The organism is Thalassotalea ganghwensis (assembly GCF_053485795.1).
Map to the genome: position 1 here is coordinate 1 of NZ_JBQRUM010000026.1, position 19,674 is coordinate 19,674.

20 protein-coding genes are annotated in these 19,674 nt (G+C 39.2%); 18 read left to right on the top strand and 2 right to left on the bottom strand.

Annotation, left to right across the window (positions count from 1 at the left end; genetic code table 11):
- Together ACSLUH_RS18195 and ACSLUH_RS18200 are read left to right on the top strand one after the other, a co-directional pair.
- On the top strand, window positions 1-696 hold a 696-nt coding region (locus tag ACSLUH_RS18195; protein ID WP_448569660.1), incomplete at its 5' end, for an RHS repeat-associated core domain-containing protein.
- Between the two features lie 9 nt (window positions 697-705).
- Entirely contained in the window at window positions 706-1,149 is a 444-nt protein-coding gene (locus ACSLUH_RS18200) for a DUF4265 domain-containing protein (protein WP_448569662.1), read from the top strand.
- 305 nt (window positions 1,150-1,454) lie between these two features.
- On the opposite strand, the gene ACSLUH_RS18205 is transcribed toward ACSLUH_RS18200, so the two are convergent.
- Both ACSLUH_RS18205 and ACSLUH_RS18210 read right to left on the bottom strand, forming a co-directional pair.
- Window positions 1,455-2,114, bottom strand: a complete 660-nt coding sequence (locus ACSLUH_RS18205) for a hypothetical protein (RefSeq protein WP_448569664.1) — start codon at window positions 2,112-2,114, stop codon at window positions 1,455-1,457.
- 383 nt (window positions 2,115-2,497) lie between these two features.
- The gene (locus tag ACSLUH_RS18210; protein ID WP_448569666.1) at window positions 2,498-3,649 is read right to left on the bottom strand and encodes a methyltransferase; all 1,152 of its coding nucleotides are present in this window, start codon (window positions 3,647-3,649) and stop codon (window positions 2,498-2,500) included.
- Between the two features lie 64 nt (window positions 3,650-3,713).
- Between ACSLUH_RS18210 and ACSLUH_RS18215 the strand changes: the two genes are divergently transcribed.
- The 16 genes from ACSLUH_RS18215 to ACSLUH_RS18290 all read left to right on the top strand — a co-directional run bounded on the left by ACSLUH_RS18215 (window position 3,714) and on the right by ACSLUH_RS18290 (window position 19,674).
- Complete coding sequence (locus ACSLUH_RS18215; RefSeq protein ID WP_448569668.1) at window positions 3,714-4,304, top strand: alpha-ketoglutarate-dependent dioxygenase AlkB family protein; 591 nt, start codon at window positions 3,714-3,716, stop codon at window positions 4,302-4,304.
- Window positions 4,305-4,440: 136 nt separating this feature from the next.
- Window positions 4,441-4,779 carry a BolA family protein gene (locus ACSLUH_RS18220; RefSeq protein WP_448569670.1) on the top strand — a complete coding sequence of 113 codons (339 nt, stop codon included), beginning with the start codon at window positions 4,441-4,443 and terminating at the stop codon, window positions 4,777-4,779.
- 529 nt (window positions 4,780-5,308) lie between these two features.
- Entirely contained in the window at window positions 5,309-5,830 is a 522-nt protein-coding gene (locus ACSLUH_RS18225) for a TRAP transporter small permease subunit (RefSeq protein ID WP_448569672.1), read from the top strand.
- Entirely contained in the window at window positions 5,830-7,215 is a 1,386-nt protein-coding gene (locus ACSLUH_RS18230) for a TRAP transporter large permease (protein ID WP_448569674.1), read from the top strand. The genes ACSLUH_RS18225 and ACSLUH_RS18230 overlap by 1 nt, the downstream gene beginning before the upstream one ends.
- Before the next feature lie 25 nt (window positions 7,216-7,240).
- Complete coding sequence (locus ACSLUH_RS18235; protein ID WP_448569676.1) at window positions 7,241-8,341, top strand: TRAP transporter substrate-binding protein; 1,101 nt, start codon at window positions 7,241-7,243, stop codon at window positions 8,339-8,341.
- A 129-nt stretch (window positions 8,342-8,470) separates the two neighbouring features.
- Complete coding sequence (fabV, locus tag ACSLUH_RS18240; RefSeq protein WP_448569678.1) at window positions 8,471-9,661, top strand: enoyl-ACP reductase FabV; 1,191 nt, start codon at window positions 8,471-8,473, stop codon at window positions 9,659-9,661.
- Between the two features lie 362 nt (window positions 9,662-10,023).
- Window positions 10,024-11,361 (top strand): Na(+)-translocating NADH-quinone reductase subunit A, encoded by a 1,338-nt coding sequence (locus tag ACSLUH_RS18245; protein ID WP_448569680.1) that lies wholly within the window; start codon window positions 10,024-10,026, stop codon window positions 11,359-11,361.
- A 2-nt stretch (window positions 11,362-11,363) separates the two neighbouring features.
- Window positions 11,364-12,575: an NADH:ubiquinone reductase (Na(+)-transporting) subunit B gene (locus tag ACSLUH_RS18250; protein ID WP_448569682.1), complete on the top strand. Its 1,212-nt coding sequence runs from the start codon at window positions 11,364-11,366 to the stop codon at window positions 12,573-12,575.
- Entirely contained in the window at window positions 12,568-13,335 is a 768-nt protein-coding gene (locus tag ACSLUH_RS18255; protein WP_448569684.1) for a Na(+)-translocating NADH-quinone reductase subunit C, read from the top strand. The genes ACSLUH_RS18250 and ACSLUH_RS18255 overlap by 8 nt, the downstream gene beginning before the upstream one ends.
- On the top strand, window positions 13,335-13,958 hold the full coding sequence (locus ACSLUH_RS18260; RefSeq protein WP_448569686.1) for an NADH:ubiquinone reductase (Na(+)-transporting) subunit D: 624 nt from the start codon (window positions 13,335-13,337) through the stop codon (window positions 13,956-13,958). The genes ACSLUH_RS18255 and ACSLUH_RS18260 overlap by 1 nt, the downstream gene beginning before the upstream one ends.
- Before the next feature lie 3 nt (window positions 13,959-13,961).
- Window positions 13,962-14,585 (top strand): NADH:ubiquinone reductase (Na(+)-transporting) subunit E, encoded by a 624-nt coding sequence (gene nqrE, locus ACSLUH_RS18265; RefSeq protein WP_448569688.1) that lies wholly within the window; start codon window positions 13,962-13,964, stop codon window positions 14,583-14,585.
- Between the two features lie 66 nt (window positions 14,586-14,651).
- Window positions 14,652-15,875, top strand: a complete 1,224-nt coding sequence (gene nqrF / locus ACSLUH_RS18270; RefSeq protein ID WP_448569690.1) for an NADH:ubiquinone reductase (Na(+)-transporting) subunit F — start codon at window positions 14,652-14,654, stop codon at window positions 15,873-15,875.
- A 143-nt stretch (window positions 15,876-16,018) separates the two neighbouring features.
- Window positions 16,019-17,056 carry an FAD:protein FMN transferase gene (locus ACSLUH_RS18275; RefSeq protein WP_448569691.1) on the top strand — a complete coding sequence of 346 codons (1,038 nt, stop codon included), beginning with the start codon at window positions 16,019-16,021 and terminating at the stop codon, window positions 17,054-17,056.
- Between the two features lie 28 nt (window positions 17,057-17,084).
- On the top strand, window positions 17,085-17,306 hold the full coding sequence (gene nqrM / locus ACSLUH_RS18280; protein ID WP_448569693.1) for a (Na+)-NQR maturation NqrM: 222 nt from the start codon (window positions 17,085-17,087) through the stop codon (window positions 17,304-17,306).
- Window positions 17,307-17,451: 145 nt separating this feature from the next.
- Window positions 17,452-18,507, top strand: a complete 1,056-nt coding sequence (gene dinB / locus ACSLUH_RS18285) for a DNA polymerase IV (protein ID WP_448569695.1) — start codon at window positions 17,452-17,454, stop codon at window positions 18,505-18,507.
- Window positions 18,508-18,822: 315 nt separating this feature from the next.
- Window positions 18,823-19,674, top strand: coding sequence for an MBL fold metallo-hydrolase (locus ACSLUH_RS18290; protein WP_448569697.1), 852 nt, complete (start codon window positions 18,823-18,825; stop codon window positions 19,672-19,674).

Sequence of the window (19,674 nt, forward strand, 5' to 3'; positions counted from 1 at the left end):
GGCGTTAGACCGGTTAACGAAGATGCTGGTGAAACCAGTATTGCCAATTATAAACCGTTTGGTGATATCATTGAGCGCAAGGGTGAAGGCTATCATAATAACCGCGATGAAGTCGGCTATACCGGTCATAAGTTTGATACTGACCTTGGCTTAAGTTATATGCAGGCACGATACTATGATCCAGTCATAGGTCGTTTTTACTCGAATGATCCGGTTGATACCGTTGGTCATTTCAGTCAAGGTAATATTCAAGGGTTTAATCGTTATGCCTATGCGAATAACAATCCATATAAATATACCGACCCAACGGGGAAAAACCCTATAGTAAGAATTGTGATAGCTGGTGGTAGTTGCGCAATGAAATCTGCTTGCAGAAAAATGGTTGCGGATGAAGCTAAAAAAATATGGAATGGAAGTGGTGGCAAAAAGAGAACCAGAAATAAAAAGGTTATAGATGACACATGGAAAAAAAATAAAGAAAAAAATAATGGTGAAAACCGTTGTGAAGATTGTGGTAAAAAAGTAAAAAGGCAAAATGGCAAAAACGAAAAAGGTCAGAAAATAAATGATGATCGTGGTGAAGTTGATCATGATAAAAGGCTGGCTGATGGTGGAGAAGATAGTACCAAAAATACCAAGTTACGCTGTCATGAATGTCACAAAGAAAAAACCAGAACAGAAAATAGTAATAATTAGAGGTAAAACATGAGCGTAAATAGTGTGAAGCTTTCTATACAATTGTCAAATGAACAAATTGGCTCATTACCTGTCGAAATTGAGCACCTGTGGTTTGATAAAGAAAATGACTACTATCGATTAAAAAATATACCTCAATTTGTAGATGAATTATCTTATGATGATTTAGTGAAGGTTAGAAAAGTAGACGGTAACAGTTATGTTATTGAGCAAGTCAAAGAGTTTTCACAGAATAGCACGATTTGGATTTTAGCTAAAAATGGTGCAGATTTAAGAGATTTTTTGGAATCTATTAAATCTTTAAGTTGTGGTATTGAAGGTGGTGCACTGGATGGGTACTATGCGATTAACATACCTCACTGTGTTGATATTGAACAGATTTACTCTCTAATTGATAGTTATGAAAATAGCAACATTTTAGTGGCAGACTATCCATCTATAAGGCATGAATAATTGCTTGCTTGAGTCCAAAGCCTCGTATTCGCTGACCTATGCTTGCGTGGCTTTTTGTTTTGATGGAAACATTAAGGTCAGATCAAATTGAAAATTTGGTTTGACCTTTTTTATGGGTAAAATTACCAGCAGACTGGGCAGTGGTTTCCGGTAGAAGTGGTCAGGTGTTACCAGCGGTGTGGGCAAATGAGGGCAGCGCCACTAGTTGCTGACACCGATAATAATGCTTAAGTTCGCCGTTATTATTTGCCTACTTGAACCAGAATTGATTGCCATTAGTAAATGGTGATAATGCCCAATTTACTTTAAATCAAAATTTTTTGCTCATTGGGGCGAAGTTGATTTATTTCATTTAATAGCCAATGAATACTTTTAAGTTTGAGTCTTTTAGTCATTTCAGAAAAGTCATCATTTGCAAGCTCAAAACAAATTACTAATATCTGAGAAAGAGGTAAAAAGAAGATGAATTCAGACTTATCTTTTTTGTTTTTAATAAGGTGTTTGTCAACAGCTAACTCAATAGCATCATTGAATAAAGTTAAATCTAAATCTAATTGTTCACTAGTTTTGCTCCATAGCTTTTTGTTGCATAGTTTATTTGTTTCAACAGTTACAACATGCTCTCGAAAATAGCTGAAGAGCTCATATCGATAAGGTGCGTATGGTTGAGTAGATAATAAATGTAATAGCAAAGCATAAACATGTTGCTCAATGAGTTGGTACCACATGCTGCTTTCATCTTCATAGCTTTGTTCAATTTTCAGTAATGCGATCAAACAGGCTAATGCATTTTCATTTAAATATGAAAATATTCGTCTTAATTTTCTGAAGTTGACAAATTTTAACCTTTCATTGCGCAAAGTATTTTTTAAGCCTTGTCTAAGAAGTCGTTTATAGCTTAGAGGTAATTGCTGAAAAAACTTTAGCCAAAATTTTTGTTTTTTTGTACCTGGTTCGAGGGCCATCCAAAGTAACGAATAGTAGTATTTTTCTGAGTTAGGGCATTTTTTACTAATTAACTTAACAGTACACTCTCTAGGTAAAGTATCTCCATTAATATTTCTCTCCCATTTAGGGCTGACAACTGTAGTGGTATAACGAATTTGGCCACTTAATTAGAGGCTGATAAGATCGCTTCGTAAGAAATTTAGGAGGCCACCACAAAATCAATAATTGGTAGTAGTGAAAAAATTGAACTTAGAGTGTACAACTAGACTTGTACTGAAACATTTTTTCTGTTTCCCCATTTAGCTCATTGGGATTGTTGTTTGCAATAACAGAGCTATCTAGTGAGGTTTTTCTTTACTAGTAAAACATAGGAATAAAAGCTATCTCAATATAGGAGCTCTTATTTTTTTATCGATGATAAGGTGACAAATTTGTTATCACTGGCAATAAGTTGATTATTACCAAAAATTCGTTTGAGTTTGATATGGTAACCAAGCTGTCGGTTACCGACAATCCGCAACTGACCATTTTTTTTTAAAACTTTGTAACTGTCTTTAAACATTTGCCACGCGATATGATCCGTGACAGCATTTTGTTGATGAAAAGGGGGATTACAAAATACGGCGTCAACTGAATTGCTATCAAAATCGGTGAGGCAATCGTTAACGATAAACCTACATTGTGATAATTGATCTGGAAAATTGGTCGCAACATTATGTTTGGCTGACTCAACGGCCATGTATGATTCATCAACAAAGGTTATTTTGGCATTTGGATTTTGAGCAAGAATCGACAAGCCAACGACGCCATTGCCACAGCCTAAATCAATAACCTCGCTTAAGGGCTGAGTGTCTCCTAAGTGCTGGATAAAATGTCGAGCACCGATATCAAGCTTATCCCGAGCAAAGACATTGGCCAGATTAGTAATCGTGAACTTGCTGTTAGGCAATTGCCAGCTAACTGGGGCAGGCACTTGATAGCTTGTTGTTACGTTAAGTTGGCTGAACACTAAACGCGCTTTTTTAACAGCTAATGAAGTCGAAGTTGTTCCCAAATATTGTTCAAATAGCGCAAGGGTCGACTTTTGGATTTGCTTCGCTTTATCAGCTGCAATAAATATAGCATCTGGAGATGCGGTATTTTTTATATGGATCAGCTGTTCAATTAATAACGCTTTATTCTTTGGAATTTTATAAAGAATTAATGTGCCGTTATTGGGGAGAGGTTCAAGACTGGACAATAAATTGACATTATCTACAGGCAAGTTATTTAATAAAAAGTTATGACGTAATCCCAACTGACTAACAATTGAATCATTAACAGAGCAGTGATTAACTTGATGAAAGTTTGCCGATAAAGCACCAAAAGTGTCATTAAATATGATCAGACTGGTGTCATTATTTAGTAAATTTTGCTCATCAACATAGCTGCAAAGTAATTCATCAGCTGCATCCCACGCTTGCAAACTTCGATTGACTTGGTTTGCTGGGTATCGTTCGAGAAAAAGATTTTTGTGCTGGTTATTTAATTCGACAAGAAAAGGACTGATCATAATCTTACTTACTGTTTTTCATAACAGACAATGATAAACTAAAACCTTAATTGCCTAAACTAATTTGCGGGAAATTGTTATTAAAGTTGCAGTTAAAGAGGCTAACATTGAGTATTTTCCTCATTATATTCCAAGTGCTGAAAGCGATGATTATCTAACCTTGCTACAGCAAGAAATTGCTTGGCGACAAGATCAGCTCCAAATGTTTGGTAAAATGGTCAATATTCCTCGGCTGCAAGCCTGGTATGCTGATCAGGATTTGAGTTATCAATACTCTAATTTAACTTTGAATCCCGAGCCTTGGATTCCAGTGTTAGTTGACTTGAGGCATAAGGTAAGTCAATTTTGCCAACACGCGTTTAATTCAGTATTAATTAATTATTATCGAGATCATCAAGACTCTGTTGGATGGCATAGTGATGATGAGCCAGAACTAGGCAGTGACCCGATTATCGCGTCACTCTCTTTTGGTGCTACTAGAGACTTTTCTCTTAAGCATAAAAGCTCTGGAGAGCGCGTTAAAATCGCGTTACAATCAGGATCTTTATTGGTAATGCGCGATAAAAGTCAATTAAACTATCAGCATGCTTTACCAAAATCCCGTATACAAAAAGGGCCACGAATTAATCTCACGTTTAGGCAAATAATGAGATAAATTTATTTGAATTTATTTTTATTTACTTTGCAATTGCTTAGCAAAAATTTGGATATTTGGCCATCTAGATAGATGGTTAAGCATGCAATTCAAACTATATTTATAGATGTACTTAATCAAAAATTAAGGGAAAAGAATGTCGATTGAAGCTGTTATTGAACAAAAATTATTATCTGCTTTTTCTCCGTTATACTTAGACGTTATTAATGAAAGTCATCAGCACAATGTCGCGCCCGGCAGTGAGTCACATTTCAAAGTGATTATCGTTGCGCCTGATTTCGAGGGAGAGCGTTTAATAAAACGTCATCGAGCGGTAAACGCCGTATTGGCAACTGAACTTGCCGAACACATACACGCGCTTGCTTTACATACCTACACAGAAAAAGAGTGGCGAGAGTATTACCAAGACAATACCCCGTTATCCCCTAAATGTCTCGGGGGAAGTAAAAGCTCAGTAACCCCTGCGATTAGCTAAGTAGATTTGCACCGTAACAATGTCTATGTTGTAACGGTGCAAATGATGTTTTTATATTTAGTATCAGATTGACTCTGTTTGATAGACAATAGGTTTGCAAGTACTGACTAGATAAGAACAACGAAGACAATGCCTTACTTGGCATTACCTGTTAATATTCATTGCACCATAGACTAGTTAACCTTAGCTCTGCTTAAAAAATATATATCTTACGCCTTTTTCTATTAACTTCTGCGTTATATTGCCTTGAAATAGCTGACTATTCCCACAACAGTAAAACTTGAATTTAGTCAAAAGTATCACGCTACAAAGAAATGTCCACTCTAAACATCTGATTTTATTGTTTTTTTTGGTGCTTCTTATACAAAAGTTAGGTTATTTACTAAATTAATGGGCTTTGCATTTCAATTGTTTTATCTAGCGTTGGCTTTGTGGAGTGGGTAAGTGACTAATTTTGTTAATTACATACAAAAATGCACTAACAGTCGGTATACTTCCACGCAATATAAAAATAACAGCGGATAGATTTATGTCGTCGTTTAAAAGTGCGATCGATATTATCGATAGATTTACAGACTTGACCGGGCGAGCGATTGCTTGGTTAACACTTTTAATGGTGGTACTGAGCTTTTTAATTGTTTTATTGCGCTACGGCTTTAACTTAGGTTGGATTGCAATGCAAGAGTCGGTACTTTACCTTCATGGCATCGTATTCATGCTCGGGTGCGCCTATACCCTTAAAGCTGATGGACATGTCAGGGTAGACATTTTTTATCAAAGATTTTCACATCGAAAACAAGCTTGGGTTAATTTTTTAGGTACGGTGTTCTTATTGGTGCCCGTGTGCAGTACGATTTTTTATTTAAGCTTTGACTATGTCATGGCGTCATGGAAAATTTTAGAGAAATCGGGTGAGGCGGGTGGTCTACCTTTTGTTTATCTTAATAAAACGCTGATTTTATTACTTCCATTTTTAGTGTTGCTGCAAGGCATCGCTGAAGCCAGCCGTCAGTTCTTGATATTACGACATCATCAGGGAGAATCTTGTTAATGGAATATATCGCTATTTTGATGTTCATAGTGGTATGTATCATACTGCTATTTGGCTATCCTGTTGCTTTTACCTTAGCTGGTACCGCACTAATTTTTGCTGGGATCGGTATCGCAGTGGATGTTTTCCAGCCAGCTTTTCTTCATGCGCTTCCTAACCGAATTTATGGGGTATTAAATAATCAAACTTTGTTAGCCGTGCCGCTTTTTGTATTCATGGGAGCGATGTTAGAGCGCTCAAAAATTGCAGAAAATTTACTGAATGCGATGTCATTATTACTAGGGCGGATAAAAGGTGGCTTGGCAATATCAGTGACATTGGTCGGCATGTTGTTAGCCGCAAGCACAGGTATTGTTGGCGCAACCGTTGTGACTATGGGGTTGTTGTCTTTACCGACCATGCTAAAACGAGGCTACAAGCAAGAGTTTTCAACTGGGATCATTTGTGCAACAGGCACGCTTGGACAAATTATTCCACCGTCAATAGCGTTGGTATTATTAGGCGATGTCCTATCTAGCGCTTATCAAAAAGCGCAGCTATCAATGGGAATTTTTAACCCTGAAACCGTCTCTGTTGGTGATTTATTTGCTGGAGCGTTCATTCCAGGCTTGATTTTGGTCGCGATGTATGTCTGCTATTGCTTTGCTTACGCGTTATTTAAACCAGAGTCAGTGCCTGCGTTAACGGATGAGGATATCAGTGAAATACAACGAGGTCGCTCGACATGGCGTTTATTAATTGGTGCCTTATTTCCGCCATTAATGCTGATGGTGGTTGTTTTGGGGTCTATTTTGTTGGGGTACGCGACACCAACAGAGGCAGCAGGCGTTGGAGCTATGGGCGCGACATTGTTGGCATTGCTACAAGGACAACTAAGCATAGAGAATTTGCGCGCTGTAATGCAAAGTACCGTTAAAATTACCTCGATGGTTTTTATGATCTTAATCGGTGCCAGTTTGTTTTCATTAGTATTTCGAGGCTTTGGCGGCGAAGAGTTGGTTCACAGTTTCTTTAGCGATATGCCTGGTGGAGTCGTCGGTGCTACGCTAATTGTTATGCTGGTTATTTTTCTACTTGGCTTTATTCTCGATTTTATTGAAATTACTTTTGTTGTCGTGCCTATCGTAGCTCCAATATTGTTGGCGATGGGGTTGGACCCTATTTGGCTTGGTATTATGATCGCTATTAATTTACAAACCTCCTTTTTAACGCCTCCGTTTGGTTTTGCTTTATTCTATTTGAGAGGTGTTGCTGATAAGGCAGTTAAAACAGCGGCAATCTATCGTGGCGTGATCCCCTTTATTATTATGCAATTGTTGCTATTATTAGCGCTTGCTTTTTGGCCAGGATTGATTACTTGGTTGCCAGAACAAATTTACGGTTAACAAACAACAATACTATGGAATGAATATGAAATTTTCATTGATTAAAAAACTTTCTGCTGGCGTGTTGGCTACCATTTTATTAGCTTCATGTGGTGATAAAGCTGCCAAGCAAGACAATGGCGCAACAACAATTAAACAGCAAAGCTTTAAATGGAAACTGGTGACATCTTGGCCGAAGAACTTCCCAGGTTTAGGCGTAGGGCCAGAAAATTTTGCCAAAACTGTCAATGAAATGAGTGATGGACGTTTAACTATTCAAGTGTACGGTGCGGGTGAGCTAGTACCGGGTTTTGAAGTGTTTGATGCCGTCTCTCAAGGCACAGTGGAAATGGGGCACAGCGGTGCTTATTACTGGAAAGGTAAAATGCCCGCTTCAGTTATTTTTAGTGCGATACCTTTTGGCATGACAGCCACAGAATACAACGCGTGGTTGCACTACGGTGGCGGCTTGGCGTTATGGCGAGAGTTATACCAACCGTTTGGTGTCGTGCCTTTTGCTGGTGGTAACTCTGGTGCTCAGTTTGCTGGTTGGTTTCAAAAAGAAATTAATAGCCTTGAAGATATCAAAGGGTTAAAAATGCGTATACCCGGTTTGGGAGGTGAGGTACTAAAAAGAGCTGGTGGTATTCCTGTTACTTTAACTGGTGGCGAAATTTTTTCATCTCTTCAAAGTGGCGCTATTGATGCGTCAGAATGGGTTGGACCGTACAATGATTTAGCGTTTGGTTTTCATCAAGCAGCTAAATACTATTATTCATCGGTATGGCATGAAACTGGTACTGCATTGGAGTTTATCGTCAATGAAAAAGCGCTCAAAGCATTGCCAAAAGATTTACAAAAAATTGTAGAAGTTGCTGCTCGTGCAATTAACCAAGATATGCTAGATGAATATAACGCTCGCAATAATGCCGCGTTGCAAACATTAGTGAATGAACATAATGTCCAGCTTAAAAAGTTACCCAACGATGTTCTGGCTTCTTTGAAAAAATATACTCAAGAAGTGATTGATGAGCAGGTAGCCTCGGATGCTCAGTTTGCTAAAGTGTGGCAGTCTTACAATGCGTTTTTAATGTCGATCCGTCAATACAATGAGTTAACGTTACAAGATTATTATCAACACCGTTAAGTTGAACACTGAAGGGGTGATATTGAACGATTTTCCAGAATCAATGCACTGCTCGTACCTCTTAGTTTACTCTGCTCGAGTAAACTAGGCGGCAATTTTCAAATATAAAGATTAAATTAAGGCGATTATATGGTCATTCAACCTAAAATTCGTGGTTTTATTTGTACAAATGCACACCCAATTGGTTGTGCTGCTCATGTTCAAGAGCAAATAGATTATGTGAAAAGTCAGCCTCAACCGGCTGAAAAACCAAAGAATGTTTTAGTTATTGGTGCCTCAACAGGTTATGGTTTAGCTTCTCGAATCACAGCTGCGTTTGGCTGTGGTGCAAAAACCTTAGGAATTTTTTTCGAAAAAGAGCCGACCGAAAAGAAAACGGCATCTGCAGGTTGGTATAATACTGCAGCATTTCAACAAGCGGCTGATGAAGCGGGTTTATGGTCTAAAAATATCAATGGTGATGCTTTTTCTCATGAGCTAAAAGCAAAAGCAATTGACGTAATTAAAGAAGATTTAGGTCAAATTGATTTGGTTATTTATAGCTTAGCCTCGCCGCGCCGCACTGATCCTGATACCGGGGAAGTATATTCTTCTACATTAAAACCGATCGGTGAAGGGGTTACTACCAAGAACTTGAATACGTCTAAGCGTGTTATCGACTCTGTTTCTGTAGAAGCGGCAACTGAGGAAGAAATCCAAGGGACTATTGATGTTATGGGGGGCGCTGATTGGGAACTGTGGATCAAAGCGTTATCTGAAGCAGGGGTTTTATCTGAGAATTTTAAAACAACAGCTTACACCTACATTGGTAAGAAGTTAACTTGGCCAATTTATGGTCACGCAACGATTGGTCGAGCGAAAGAAGATTTAGATCGTGCGGCAAAAGCGATCACTGAATCGACTGGTGCGTTAAATGGTAAAGCCTATGTTACCTCATTAAATGCTGTTGTTACTCAAGCAAGTTCAGCAATTCCTATTATGCCATTGTATATCTCTGCGATGTTCAAGGTGATGAAAGCTGACGGCACTTACCAAGGTTGTATTGAGCAAATTCAATCATTGTTTGTTGAGAACCTATACGGGGACAGCCCTCGTATTGATGAAGCTGGTCGTTTAAGTCAGAATTACAAAGAGCTTGAAGATTCAGTACAAGATCGCGTTCAGCATATTTGGGACACCGTTGATACGGATACCATCGATGAATTAACCGATTATGTCGGCTATCATAATGAGTTTTTGAAGTTATTTGGCTTTGGGATTGAAGGTGTTGATTATGACCAAGATGTCAGTCCTTTGGCACCAATAAATAATTTAGTCTAACCAATAAGGTTAACCTTTAAAAAGGCCAATGTTTTTAAAACATTGGCCTTTTTTTGTCGATGGTAATTCGTTTATTTAAACGATTAGTTTAAAAAAACATCAAAGTGTGTCAAATATTAATGAAAAGTCTCATCGTGAGATAGCGCAATAGGGAATTTTTGTGCTAAAATTTGCACCAGAATATTTTTAACTTAGAGCCGGTAGTTGCTCTTTTTTACTGTTTAATTGAGTTTAAATGGTGAGAAAGCTGTCTTCTACTCAAATACACTGAAACCAAAAATTATCACCATGATGAAGTATTTTGTTTATCAAGGCCGGTAACGAATGGTTTTTATACTCCCGTCAAAGTAGTGCAAGTGTTTATGATTACAATAAAAAAAGGTCTGGATGTTCCTGTTAACGGTGCTCCCCAGCAAGTAATCCATGATGGTGCGTCCATTAAGAGCGTTGCAGCACTCGGCGAAGAGTTTGTGGGTATGCGCCCGACTATGTTTGTTAAAGTAGGCGATCGCGTTAAGAAAGGCCAGGTACTTTTTGAAGATAAAAAGAACCCAGGCGTTAAATTCACAGCTCATGCAGCCGGTGTCGTAACAGAAATTAACCGTGGTGAAAGACGTGTTTTGCAATCAGTCGTTGTTGAAATTGATGGTGACGAGCAAGAAACGTTTAACCAATACTCAGCCAATGAGTTGGCCACTTTAGCACGTGAAGATGTTGTTAATAACCTTGTTAACTCGGGTTTATGGACAGCGCTTCGCACGCGTCCTTACAGCAAAATTCCTGCAATTGATTCAATACCTGCAGCAATCTTTGTTAGTGCATTGGATACCAACCCGTTAGCAGCAGATCCTGCTGTTATCATTAACGAACAAAGTGAAGCTTTTCAACATGGTTTAACGATTTTAAGTCGTTTAACTGAAGGCGAATTGTTTGTTTCTAAAGCGCCAGGTGCCAATATTCCTGCAGCCGCTAACGCGGTGGTTACTGAATTTAAAGGTAAACATCCCGCAGGTTTAGTGGGTACACAAATCCACTTTTTAAAACCAGCTAGCGCAGATCGCGTGGTATGGCATTTGAATTACCAAGATGTTATTGCGTTTGGTAAGCTGTTCACAACTGGGCAACTTGACAATACTCGCGTAATTTCACTTGCAGGCCCTGCTGCGAAAAACCCTCGATTAGTACGTACGACGTTAGGTGCGAATCTTGTCGATTTATGTGCAGATGAAGCAAACGAAGGTGAAACCCGTATTGTTTCAGGTTCACTATTACAAGGGAAAACTGCAAAAGGCGTACATGCATATTTAGGTCGTTACCACGTTCAAGTTGCGATAGTACTTGAAGGGCGTGAAAAAGAGTTTATGGGGTATATGTATCCAGGCCCTAATAAATTTTCTGTAACGCGTGCTTACATGTCGCATTTTTTCCCAAGCAAATTGTTTAACATGACGACGACAACTAACGGCAGTCCTCGTGCAATGGTACCAATTGGTAACTACGAGCGCGTTATGCCATTAGATATTTTACCCACCTTATTATTACGTGACTTAGCGGCCGGCGATACCGACAGTGCTCAGTCATTAGGTGCCTTAGAGCTAGACGAAGAAGATTTAGCATTGTGTACGTTTGTTTGCCCTGGCAAATCAGACTACGGTGTAATGCTTCGTGATTGCCTAACCATTATTGAGAAGGAAGGTTAGTCATGGGCTTGAAAAAGTTTATTGAAGATATTGAACCGCATTTTGAAAAAGGCGGTAAACATGAAAAGTGGTTTGCTTTATATGAAGCTGTAGCCACTGGTTTATTTACTCCTGGTTACATCACTAAGGGTAAGACACATATTCGAGATAGCATCGACTTGAAACGCATTATGATCACTGTGTGGTTAGCGGTATTTCCAGCGATGTTCTTTGGTATGTATAACATTGGTTTGCAAGCTACAGAAGCATTAGCACTTGGCAACACTTTACCAGAAACGTGGCAAGTGGGCTTGTTTCATGCCTTAGGTGGAAGTTTAACTGCTGAAACTGGTTGGTTTGGTATGATGCTCTATGGGGCATGTTTCTTCTTACCGATTTACGCCACGACATTTATCGTTGGTGGCTTTTGGGAAGTATTGTTCGCAGCAGTGCGTAAGCATGAAGTTAACGAAGGCTTCTTCGTTACCTCTATCTTATTCGCATTAATCTTGCCAGCGTCAATTCCGTTGTGGCAAGTTGCCATAGGTATTACTTTTGGTGTTGTTGTCGCAAAAGAAATTTTTGGCGGGACAGGTAAAAACTTCTTAAATCCAGCGTTAGCGGGTCGCGCATTTTTATTCTTTGCTTACCCAGCACAAATCTCTGGTGATTCAGTTTGGGTTGCAGTCGATGGCTTTTCAGGCGCAACTGCTTTAGCAAAAGGCGCAGCGGCAATTCCTGGTACTATTGATTACAGTGTTAATGCTGATTGGTGGAACGCGTTCTGGGGCTTTATTCCTGGTTCTGTTGGTGAAGTTTCAACAGCCGCAATTCTTTTAGGTGGTGCTTATATTTTATATAAAGGTATCGCGTCTTGGAGGATTGTTTTAGGTGTGTTTGCCGGTATGGTTGTAACGTCTATGCTATTTAACGCAATTGGCAGTGACACCAATGCAATGTTTGCCATGCCTTGGTATTGGCACTTAGTTGTTGGTGGTTTTGCCTTTGGTATGATGTTTATGGCAACAGATCCCGTGTCAGCATCATTTACCAACACAGGTAAATACTGGTTCGGTGCTTTAGTCGGCATTATGGTAGTACTTGTACGAGTGGTGAACCCTGCGTTCCCAGAAGGTATGATGCTAGCTATCTTATTTGCTAATTTATTCGCGCCATTGTTTGACTATTTTGTTGCTCAAAGCAACATCAAACGGAGGCTTGCACGTAATGTCTAGTAAAAAAGAATCATTCGGAAGAACGATAGCATTCGTTTTTGCAGTATGCTTGGTTTGTGCTGCATTAGTGTCAATAGCCGCTTCTGGCTTAAAAGACAAACAGGTTGCTAACAAGTTACTTGATCAACAAACTAAAATTCTAGAAGCTGCGGGTTTACTTGATACAGCTGGTAAAGATATCGTTGGAACCTTCAATAAATACGTTGAAGCAAAAATGATTGATTTAAATTCAGGTGAGTATACTGACGGTAATCCATTATTGTTTGATGAACGTCGTAACGCTCGTGATGTCACTAAATCTGACAAACCGGAGAACGATATCGCGGGTATTAACCGTCGTTCTCATAATGCGGTTATCTACTTAGTTCGTAATGATGCGGGTAAGGTAGATACGGTCGTCTTTCCTATCGTAGGTTCAGGTCTTTGGGACTTAATGTACGGTTATGTTGGCCTAGAAAATGACCTAAATACGGTTAAAAGTGTGGTTTACTCTGATCATAAGGAAACTCCGGGCTTAGGCGGCGAAGTCGTTAATCCAAAATGGAAAGCTAAGTGGCCAGGCAAGAAGATTTACAAAGAAAATGGCGATGTAGCGGTGAAAGTCGTAAAAGGTGGTGCTAAGCAAGGTGATATTCACGGTGTTGATGCATTATCAGGTGCTACGTTAACCAGTAATGGTGTAGAAAACACGCTTCGTTTCTGGTTTGGCGAAGAAGGCTACCAACCATATATTGCTAAAAATCGTGGAGGGTTGAACTAATGTCTTCAGATGCTAAAAAAGTTTTAACGAGTCCTATCGTTGACAACAACCCGATTGCACTTCAGGTGTTGGGTATTTGTTCGGCGCTAGCTGTTACCAGCTCAATGGTTAATGCCTTGGTAATGACCTTAGCTGTGGTATTTGTAACTGCATTTTCAAACTTATTCATTTCAATTATTCGTAATCAAATACCATCGAGTGTGCGTATTATCGTACAGATGGCGATTATTGCGTCATTGGTAATTGTTGTTGACCAAGTGTTGAAAGCGTTTTCTTATCAGTTATCTAAAGAGTTATCGGTTTTTGTTGGTTTGATTATCACTAACTGTATCGTTATGGGGCGCGCTGAAGCGTTCGCGATGAAGGAAAAGCCAGGTGTTAGCTTTTTAGATGGTATTGGTAATGGTTTGGGCTATGGCTTTATTCTTATTACTGTTGCTTTCTTTAGAGAGTTATTAGGCTTTGGTACATTGTTTGGTATTGAAATTTTACCATTGATTCAAAATGGTGGTTGGTATCAAGTCAATGGTTTACTGGTGTTGCCATTTAGCTCATTCTTCATTATCGGTTTCATTATTTGGGCGATTCGTCAATGGAAACCAGCGCAAGTAGAGAAGGATTAATCGATGGAACATTATCTTAGTTTATTAATAAAGACGATATTCATTGAGAACATCGCATTATCTTTCTTCCTTGGGATGTGTACTTTCTTAGCGGTTTCTAAGAAGGTAAGCACGGCTATGGGCTTAGGTGTAGCGGTAATCGTTGTATTGGGTATTGCTGTACCAACTAACCAAGTGATTTATCAAGCGATTCTTGCACCTGGTGCATTAGATAGCGTGCTTGGTATTACGGATCCAAAAGAGTCGATAGACCTTAGCTTTTTATCATTTATTACCTTTATCGGTGTTATTGCTGCATTAGTGCAGATTCTCGAGATGGTATTGGATAAATACTTCCCTGCTTTATATCAAGCGCTAGGTATTTTCTTACCGCTAATTACTGTTAACTGCGCAATTTTCGGTGCAGTATCGTTTATGGTGGCGAAAAACTTAACATTTACTGAGTCAATCGTTTATGGCTTAGGTTCTGGTATTGGTTGGGCGATGGCCATCGTTCTACTAGCAGGTATTCGTGAGAAGATGAAATACTCTGATGTACCGGATGGCTTGAAAGGCTTGGGGATTACGTTTATTACTGCAGGATTGATGGCGTTTGGCTTTCTTTCTTTCGGTGGTATTTCGTTATAATAAGATTAACGCAGAAGGGGTTATTTAATAACGCCTTCTCCTAGAGTAAGTACAAAGGAAAAGTCGATGGAAATTATTCTCGGCGTAGGCATGTTTACTGCGATAGTTTTAGCTTTGGTACTAGTGATCTTATTTGCTAAATCAAAGTTAGTTGCTAGCGGTGACGTGACTATTTCAATTAATGGCGACCCAGACAAAGCGGTAACGACTTCAGCGGGTGGCAAATTACTTGGCGTACTAGCCGACAAAGGTATTTTTGTACCTTCTGCTTGTGGTGGCGGTGGTACATGTGGCCAATGTCGTGTGCACGTGCATTCAGGTGGTGGTGATATTTTACCGACAGAAATGGGCCATATTACTAAGCGTGAAGCCAAAGAAGGTTGTCGCTTATCATGTCAAGTTGCCGTTAAGCAAGACATGGATATTGAACTAGAAGACGAAATCTTTGGTGTTCAACAGTGGGAATGTGAAGTTATCTCAAACGATAACAAAGCCACTTTCATTAAGGAATTAAAGCTTAAAATTCCTGATGGTGAATCTGTTCCGTTTAGAGCGGGTGGTTATATTCAAATTGAGGCGCCACCGTATCACGTTAAATACTCTGATTTTGATATCGAAGAGCAATATCGTGGTGATTGGGAACACTTTGGTTTCTTTGATGTTGAATCTAAAGTTGATGAACCAACGTTACGTGCGTATTCAATGGCAAACTACCCTGAAGAAGAAGGTATCATTATGCTTAACGTGCGTATTGCCACACCTCCTCCAGGGAAGTTACATTTACCAGCAGGTAAAATGTCATCGTACATCTTTAGCCTGAAACCAGGTGACAAGGTAACGATTTCAGGACCATTTGGTGAGTTCTTTGCAAAAGATACTGACGCAGAAATGGTATTTATTGGTGGTGGTGCAGGTATGGCACCAATGCGTTCACATATTTTCGATCAGCTTAAGCGTCTTAAGTCTAAGCGTAAGATGAGTTTCTGGTATGGTGCTCGTTCATTACGTGAAATGTTCTATGAAGATGACTACAACATGTTAGCTGCTGAAAATGATAACTTTGAGTGGCACGTTGCCCTTTCAGATCCTCAACCGGAGGATAACTGGGATGGTTTAACTGGTTTTATTCATAACGTACTTTATGAGCAATATTTAAAAGATCATGAAGCGCCTGAAGATTGTGAATATTACATGTGTGGGCCACCAATGATGAATGCAGCTGTAATTCATATGCTTAAAGAATTGGGTGTAGAAGACGAAAACATTCTATTGGATGACTTCGGCGGTTAGACAATAGCGTTAACCAACAACCCGTTAATAAAAGGTGGCGCAAGTCACCTTTTATTTATCTTATTAAAGAGTTTGTTTAACTAAATAGCTTAAGCGACATGTTCAACAGGTTATTTATTTAAATAAATTTTATTGAGAGTGCTATGAAAAATATTAAATCATTTGTTATCGCGCTGGCGTTAATAACGCTGGTCGGGTGCTTTCCTAGTAATGATAATGCTAAACAGCAAGTTCACTTGCAGGGCATTACCATGGGAACAGTGGCCTATAACGTTAAATATATTACCGAGCCAATTGGTCAAGAGGACATCACCGTACAACGTCAAACGATTCATCGTGGCATTGAAGATGTGTTAACTAATCTTAACCAACACATGTCCAATTGGATACCAGATTCAGAATTGTCTAAGTTTAACGCATCGACAAGTACTGACCCAATTGAGATCAGTGAAGATCTTGCACGAGTGATGGCTGAATCGATTCGATTAGGTAAGCTAAGTAACGGTAAGTTAGATGTCACGATTGGACCACTGATCAACCTTTGGGGGTTTGGCCCAGAGAGTAGACCAGAAACACAGCCAAGTGAGCAGGAACTCATGACGGCGCAAGCACGAATTGGCATTGATTATTTGCAACTAGAAGGTAATTCGTTAGCCAAAAAAATTCCTGATCTATACGTTGATTTATCGACCACGGCAAAAGGATATGCTGTCGATCTAGTTGCTGAGTATCTAGAACAACAGGGGATTACTAATTACTTAGTTGAGATCGGTGGCGAGATGCGTTTAAAAGGATTTAAGCATACCGGAGAGCTTTGGGTTATTGCCATTGAAAAACCAATAACAGAAGAGCGCGCTGTCCAGCAGTTTATTGTCCCAAAAGATAATGCCGTTGCAACGTCAGGTGATTATCGCAAGTATTTTGAAGAGAATGGTCAGCGTTTTTCTCACATTATTGACCCTCATACAGGAAAGCCAATAAACCACAAACTGGTCTCGGTTACGGTTATTCATCCATCGTCAATGACAGCTGATGGTTTATCAACGGCCATGATGGTCATGGGTGAAGAAAAAGCCTATGAGTTTGCGAACAAACATAATATTGCTGCTTACATTATTTCTAAATCAGAAAATGGATTTGTCGAGCAGGTAACTGAACAATTTATGCAATATCTAAAGTAGTGCGATAGAATTAAGCACAGAGGTATATATGACGTTATTTTTAATTACATTGGGCTTTTTTGTTGTTGTCACTATAGCAATGGCGATAGGTTATATTATTCAAAAAAAATCGCTTGCAGGAAGCTGTGGTGGCCTTGGTTCATTGGGTATCGATAAAGCGTGTAACTGCGATAATCCTTGTGAAAAAAGGTTAGAGCGGGAGCGAAAAGCCGCGCAAGACCAACAAAAAATAGATATTAAAAATATCTAGTAATGAAAAGGCCGCTTTCAGCGGTTTTTTTATTAGCCTCTAATGACTTTGTTAGTCAAGTAAGATTAATTTAGTAAAAATGGCATTGATTTTATTTTGACAATTAGTAATACTGTTTATTAATACAGTGTTCAGGGTTGTTAAAATGCGTAAGATCATTCATATCGACATGGACTGCTTTTATGCAGCGGTTGAAATGCGTGATAATCCAGAGTATCGCAATATACCTATTGCCGTCGGTGGTAATAGTGCGAGAGGCGTGCTTTGCACATGTAATTATTTGGCAAGAGAGTTTGGTGTTCGATCGGCGATGCCAAACCATAAAGCAAAAGCATTATGTCCTGACTTAGTTATTGTTAACGGTAGAATGTCAGTTTATCAGCAAGTTTCTAAGGAAATTCAGCAAATTTTCCAACGATATACACCGATAATAGAGCCTCTATCGTTAGACGAGGCTTATTTAGATGTTACCGACTGTCAACTTCACAATGGCTCGGCAACGTTAATTGCTCAGCAAATTCGCGATGAAATACATGATGTCACTGGCCTAACGGCATCAGCAGGTATCGCACCACTTAAATTTGTAGCCAAGATAGCTTCTGATCTGAATAAGCCTAATGGCCAATGCACGATAGCCCCCAATGAGGTACATGAGTTTTTAGAAGGTTTATCACTCAACCAAATCCCTGGCGTTGGAAAGGTGACATTTGAACGCCTAAAGAGTCGAGGCTTTCATACCTGTGGTGATGTGCGTCGTTCTGATGAGCGAACTTTAATCAATTGGTTTGGAAAATATGGCGGTGTCATTTGGCGGCGTAGTAATGGTGTAGATGAGCGGGAAGTGACTGTCAGTCGTGAGCGCAAATCTGTTGGCGTCGAACGTACTTTTGAGCATGACCTGTCTAATCTTGCCGAAATGGAAAAGATAGTGTGCGAAAAGTTAATACCAGAACTTAAACGGCGAGCTGAAAAATATTTAACAAAGCGCGCGATGAACAAAATTGGGGTAAAAGTTAAGTTTAACGACTTTCAACAAACGACTAAAGAGCAATCGTTGACCGAGATTGACGTTAGACTTCTTGTGAATTTGTTAAGGGAAGCCGTCGAGCGGGGTCAAGGAAAAGCGGTGCGATTGCTAGGCGTTCATATAGGTCTGGCAAAACCTAATAAAGGCTCAGAGCAGATTTCCTTTGATTGGTAGCTGGGTGAATGTTTTTCATCACGGTGAAATCAAAAGGCATCTATTGTTTAAATGCCATCCCATTAAAACTCATTTTAATTATTAGACTATCGACTTTATAGTTGTATAGCTAACTATGTTTGCTATTGCCGAGCTTACGGTTACAGAACAACGGACCTTAGGTATGAGACTTTAATTACTTAGCTCTTTTATTTTACTAATTTCTCATTATCTCATTAGCAAAGTATCGAGCAAAATCGTAAGCTTTACTGTAGCTTATTTGCTTTGCTGCTATAGTTTATTTTACTAACAGCTCACCGAAATAAAGGAAGAGTAATGAAAAAATTAATGTCAACAATGATGGCTGTGCTAAGTTTTGCCGTTAGTGCAACGTCAAATGGTAATTTCGATGATTTAAAAGTAGTTAAAACGCAAGGTGACGTTTATATGCTATCAGGGGATGGCGGCAATATTGGGGTCTTATCAACAACACAAGGTTTGTTGTTAGTCGATAACAAGTTTAGTCCTTTGGCTGTACAAATTGAAGCGGCGATGAAATCAATTAACGACAAGCCATTAAAGTATGTGGTGAATACTCATCATCATGGCGATCATACGGGAAGTAATGCTCATTTTGGTCACCATGCACCCATATTTGCCCATCAAAATGTCAGAAATCGTTTATCGAGTAAAGATGATATTCAACAAGGCAGTCTACCTGTAGTGACCTACCAAGACGGTGTTAACATTTATTTAGATGAAGAGCGTATCAAATTGATTCATTTACCTTCGGGGCATACCGATGGTGATACGGTGGTATACTTTGAGAAAGCAAATGTTTTACACACTGGAGACTTGTTCTTCCACACATTATTTCCCTTTATTGATTTAAATAGTGGTGGCTCTGTTAAAGGGTATGTGCAAAACGTAGAAAAAATCATCGCAATGATCAATGATGAAACGGTTATTATCCCAGGCCACGGTCCTATTGCTAATAAAGCAGATTATCAAGCGTTTGCTGCTATGATTCGAGATAGCATAGCACTAGTAGAGCAACAATTAACTCAGGGGAAAAGTGCAGAGCAAATTATCACTCAAGGAGTTACCGAAAAATATAAGCCAATGTCTTGGGCGTTTATTGACGAAACTAAGTGGCTTAATACGTTAATTACCGGATTAAGGGATTGA

Bases quoted from the DNA above. Each gene is read 5' to 3' on its own strand.
- ACSLUH_RS18200 (WP_448569662.1), top strand. From the start codon at position 706: ATGAGCGTAAATAGTGTGAAGCTTTCTATACAATTGTCAAATGAACAA.
- ACSLUH_RS18205 (WP_448569664.1), bottom strand. From the start codon at position 2,114: ATGGCCCTCGAACCAGGTACAAAAAAACAAAAATTTTGGCTAAAGTTT.
- ACSLUH_RS18210 (WP_448569666.1), bottom strand. From the start codon at position 3,649: ATGATCAGTCCTTTTCTTGTCGAATTAAATAACCAGCACAAAAATCTT.
- ACSLUH_RS18220 (WP_448569670.1), top strand. From the start codon at position 4,441: ATGTCGATTGAAGCTGTTATTGAACAAAAATTATTATCTGCTTTTTCT.
- ACSLUH_RS18225 (WP_448569672.1), top strand. From the start codon at position 5,309: ATGTCGTCGTTTAAAAGTGCGATCGATATTATCGATAGATTTACAGAC.
- ACSLUH_RS18230 (WP_448569674.1), top strand. From the start codon at position 5,830: ATGGAATATATCGCTATTTTGATGTTCATAGTGGTATGTATCATACTG.
- ACSLUH_RS18235 (WP_448569676.1), top strand. From the start codon at position 7,241: ATGAAATTTTCATTGATTAAAAAACTTTCTGCTGGCGTGTTGGCTACC.
- fabV (WP_448569678.1), top strand. From the start codon at position 8,471: ATGGTCATTCAACCTAAAATTCGTGGTTTTATTTGTACAAATGCACAC.
- ACSLUH_RS18245 (WP_448569680.1), top strand. From the start codon at position 10,024: ATGATTACAATAAAAAAAGGTCTGGATGTTCCTGTTAACGGTGCTCCC.
- ACSLUH_RS18250 (WP_448569682.1), top strand. From the start codon at position 11,364: ATGGGCTTGAAAAAGTTTATTGAAGATATTGAACCGCATTTTGAAAAA.
- ACSLUH_RS18255 (WP_448569684.1), top strand. From the start codon at position 12,568: ATGTCTAGTAAAAAAGAATCATTCGGAAGAACGATAGCATTCGTTTTT.
- ACSLUH_RS18260 (WP_448569686.1), top strand. From the start codon at position 13,335: ATGTCTTCAGATGCTAAAAAAGTTTTAACGAGTCCTATCGTTGACAAC.
- nqrE (WP_448569688.1), top strand. From the start codon at position 13,962: ATGGAACATTATCTTAGTTTATTAATAAAGACGATATTCATTGAGAAC.
- nqrF (WP_448569690.1), top strand. From the start codon at position 14,652: ATGGAAATTATTCTCGGCGTAGGCATGTTTACTGCGATAGTTTTAGCT.
- ACSLUH_RS18275 (WP_448569691.1), top strand. From the start codon at position 16,019: ATGAAAAATATTAAATCATTTGTTATCGCGCTGGCGTTAATAACGCTG.
- nqrM (WP_448569693.1), top strand. From the start codon at position 17,085: ATGACGTTATTTTTAATTACATTGGGCTTTTTTGTTGTTGTCACTATA.
- dinB (WP_448569695.1), top strand. From the start codon at position 17,452: ATGCGTAAGATCATTCATATCGACATGGACTGCTTTTATGCAGCGGTT.
- ACSLUH_RS18290 (WP_448569697.1), top strand. From the start codon at position 18,823: ATGAAAAAATTAATGTCAACAATGATGGCTGTGCTAAGTTTTGCCGTT.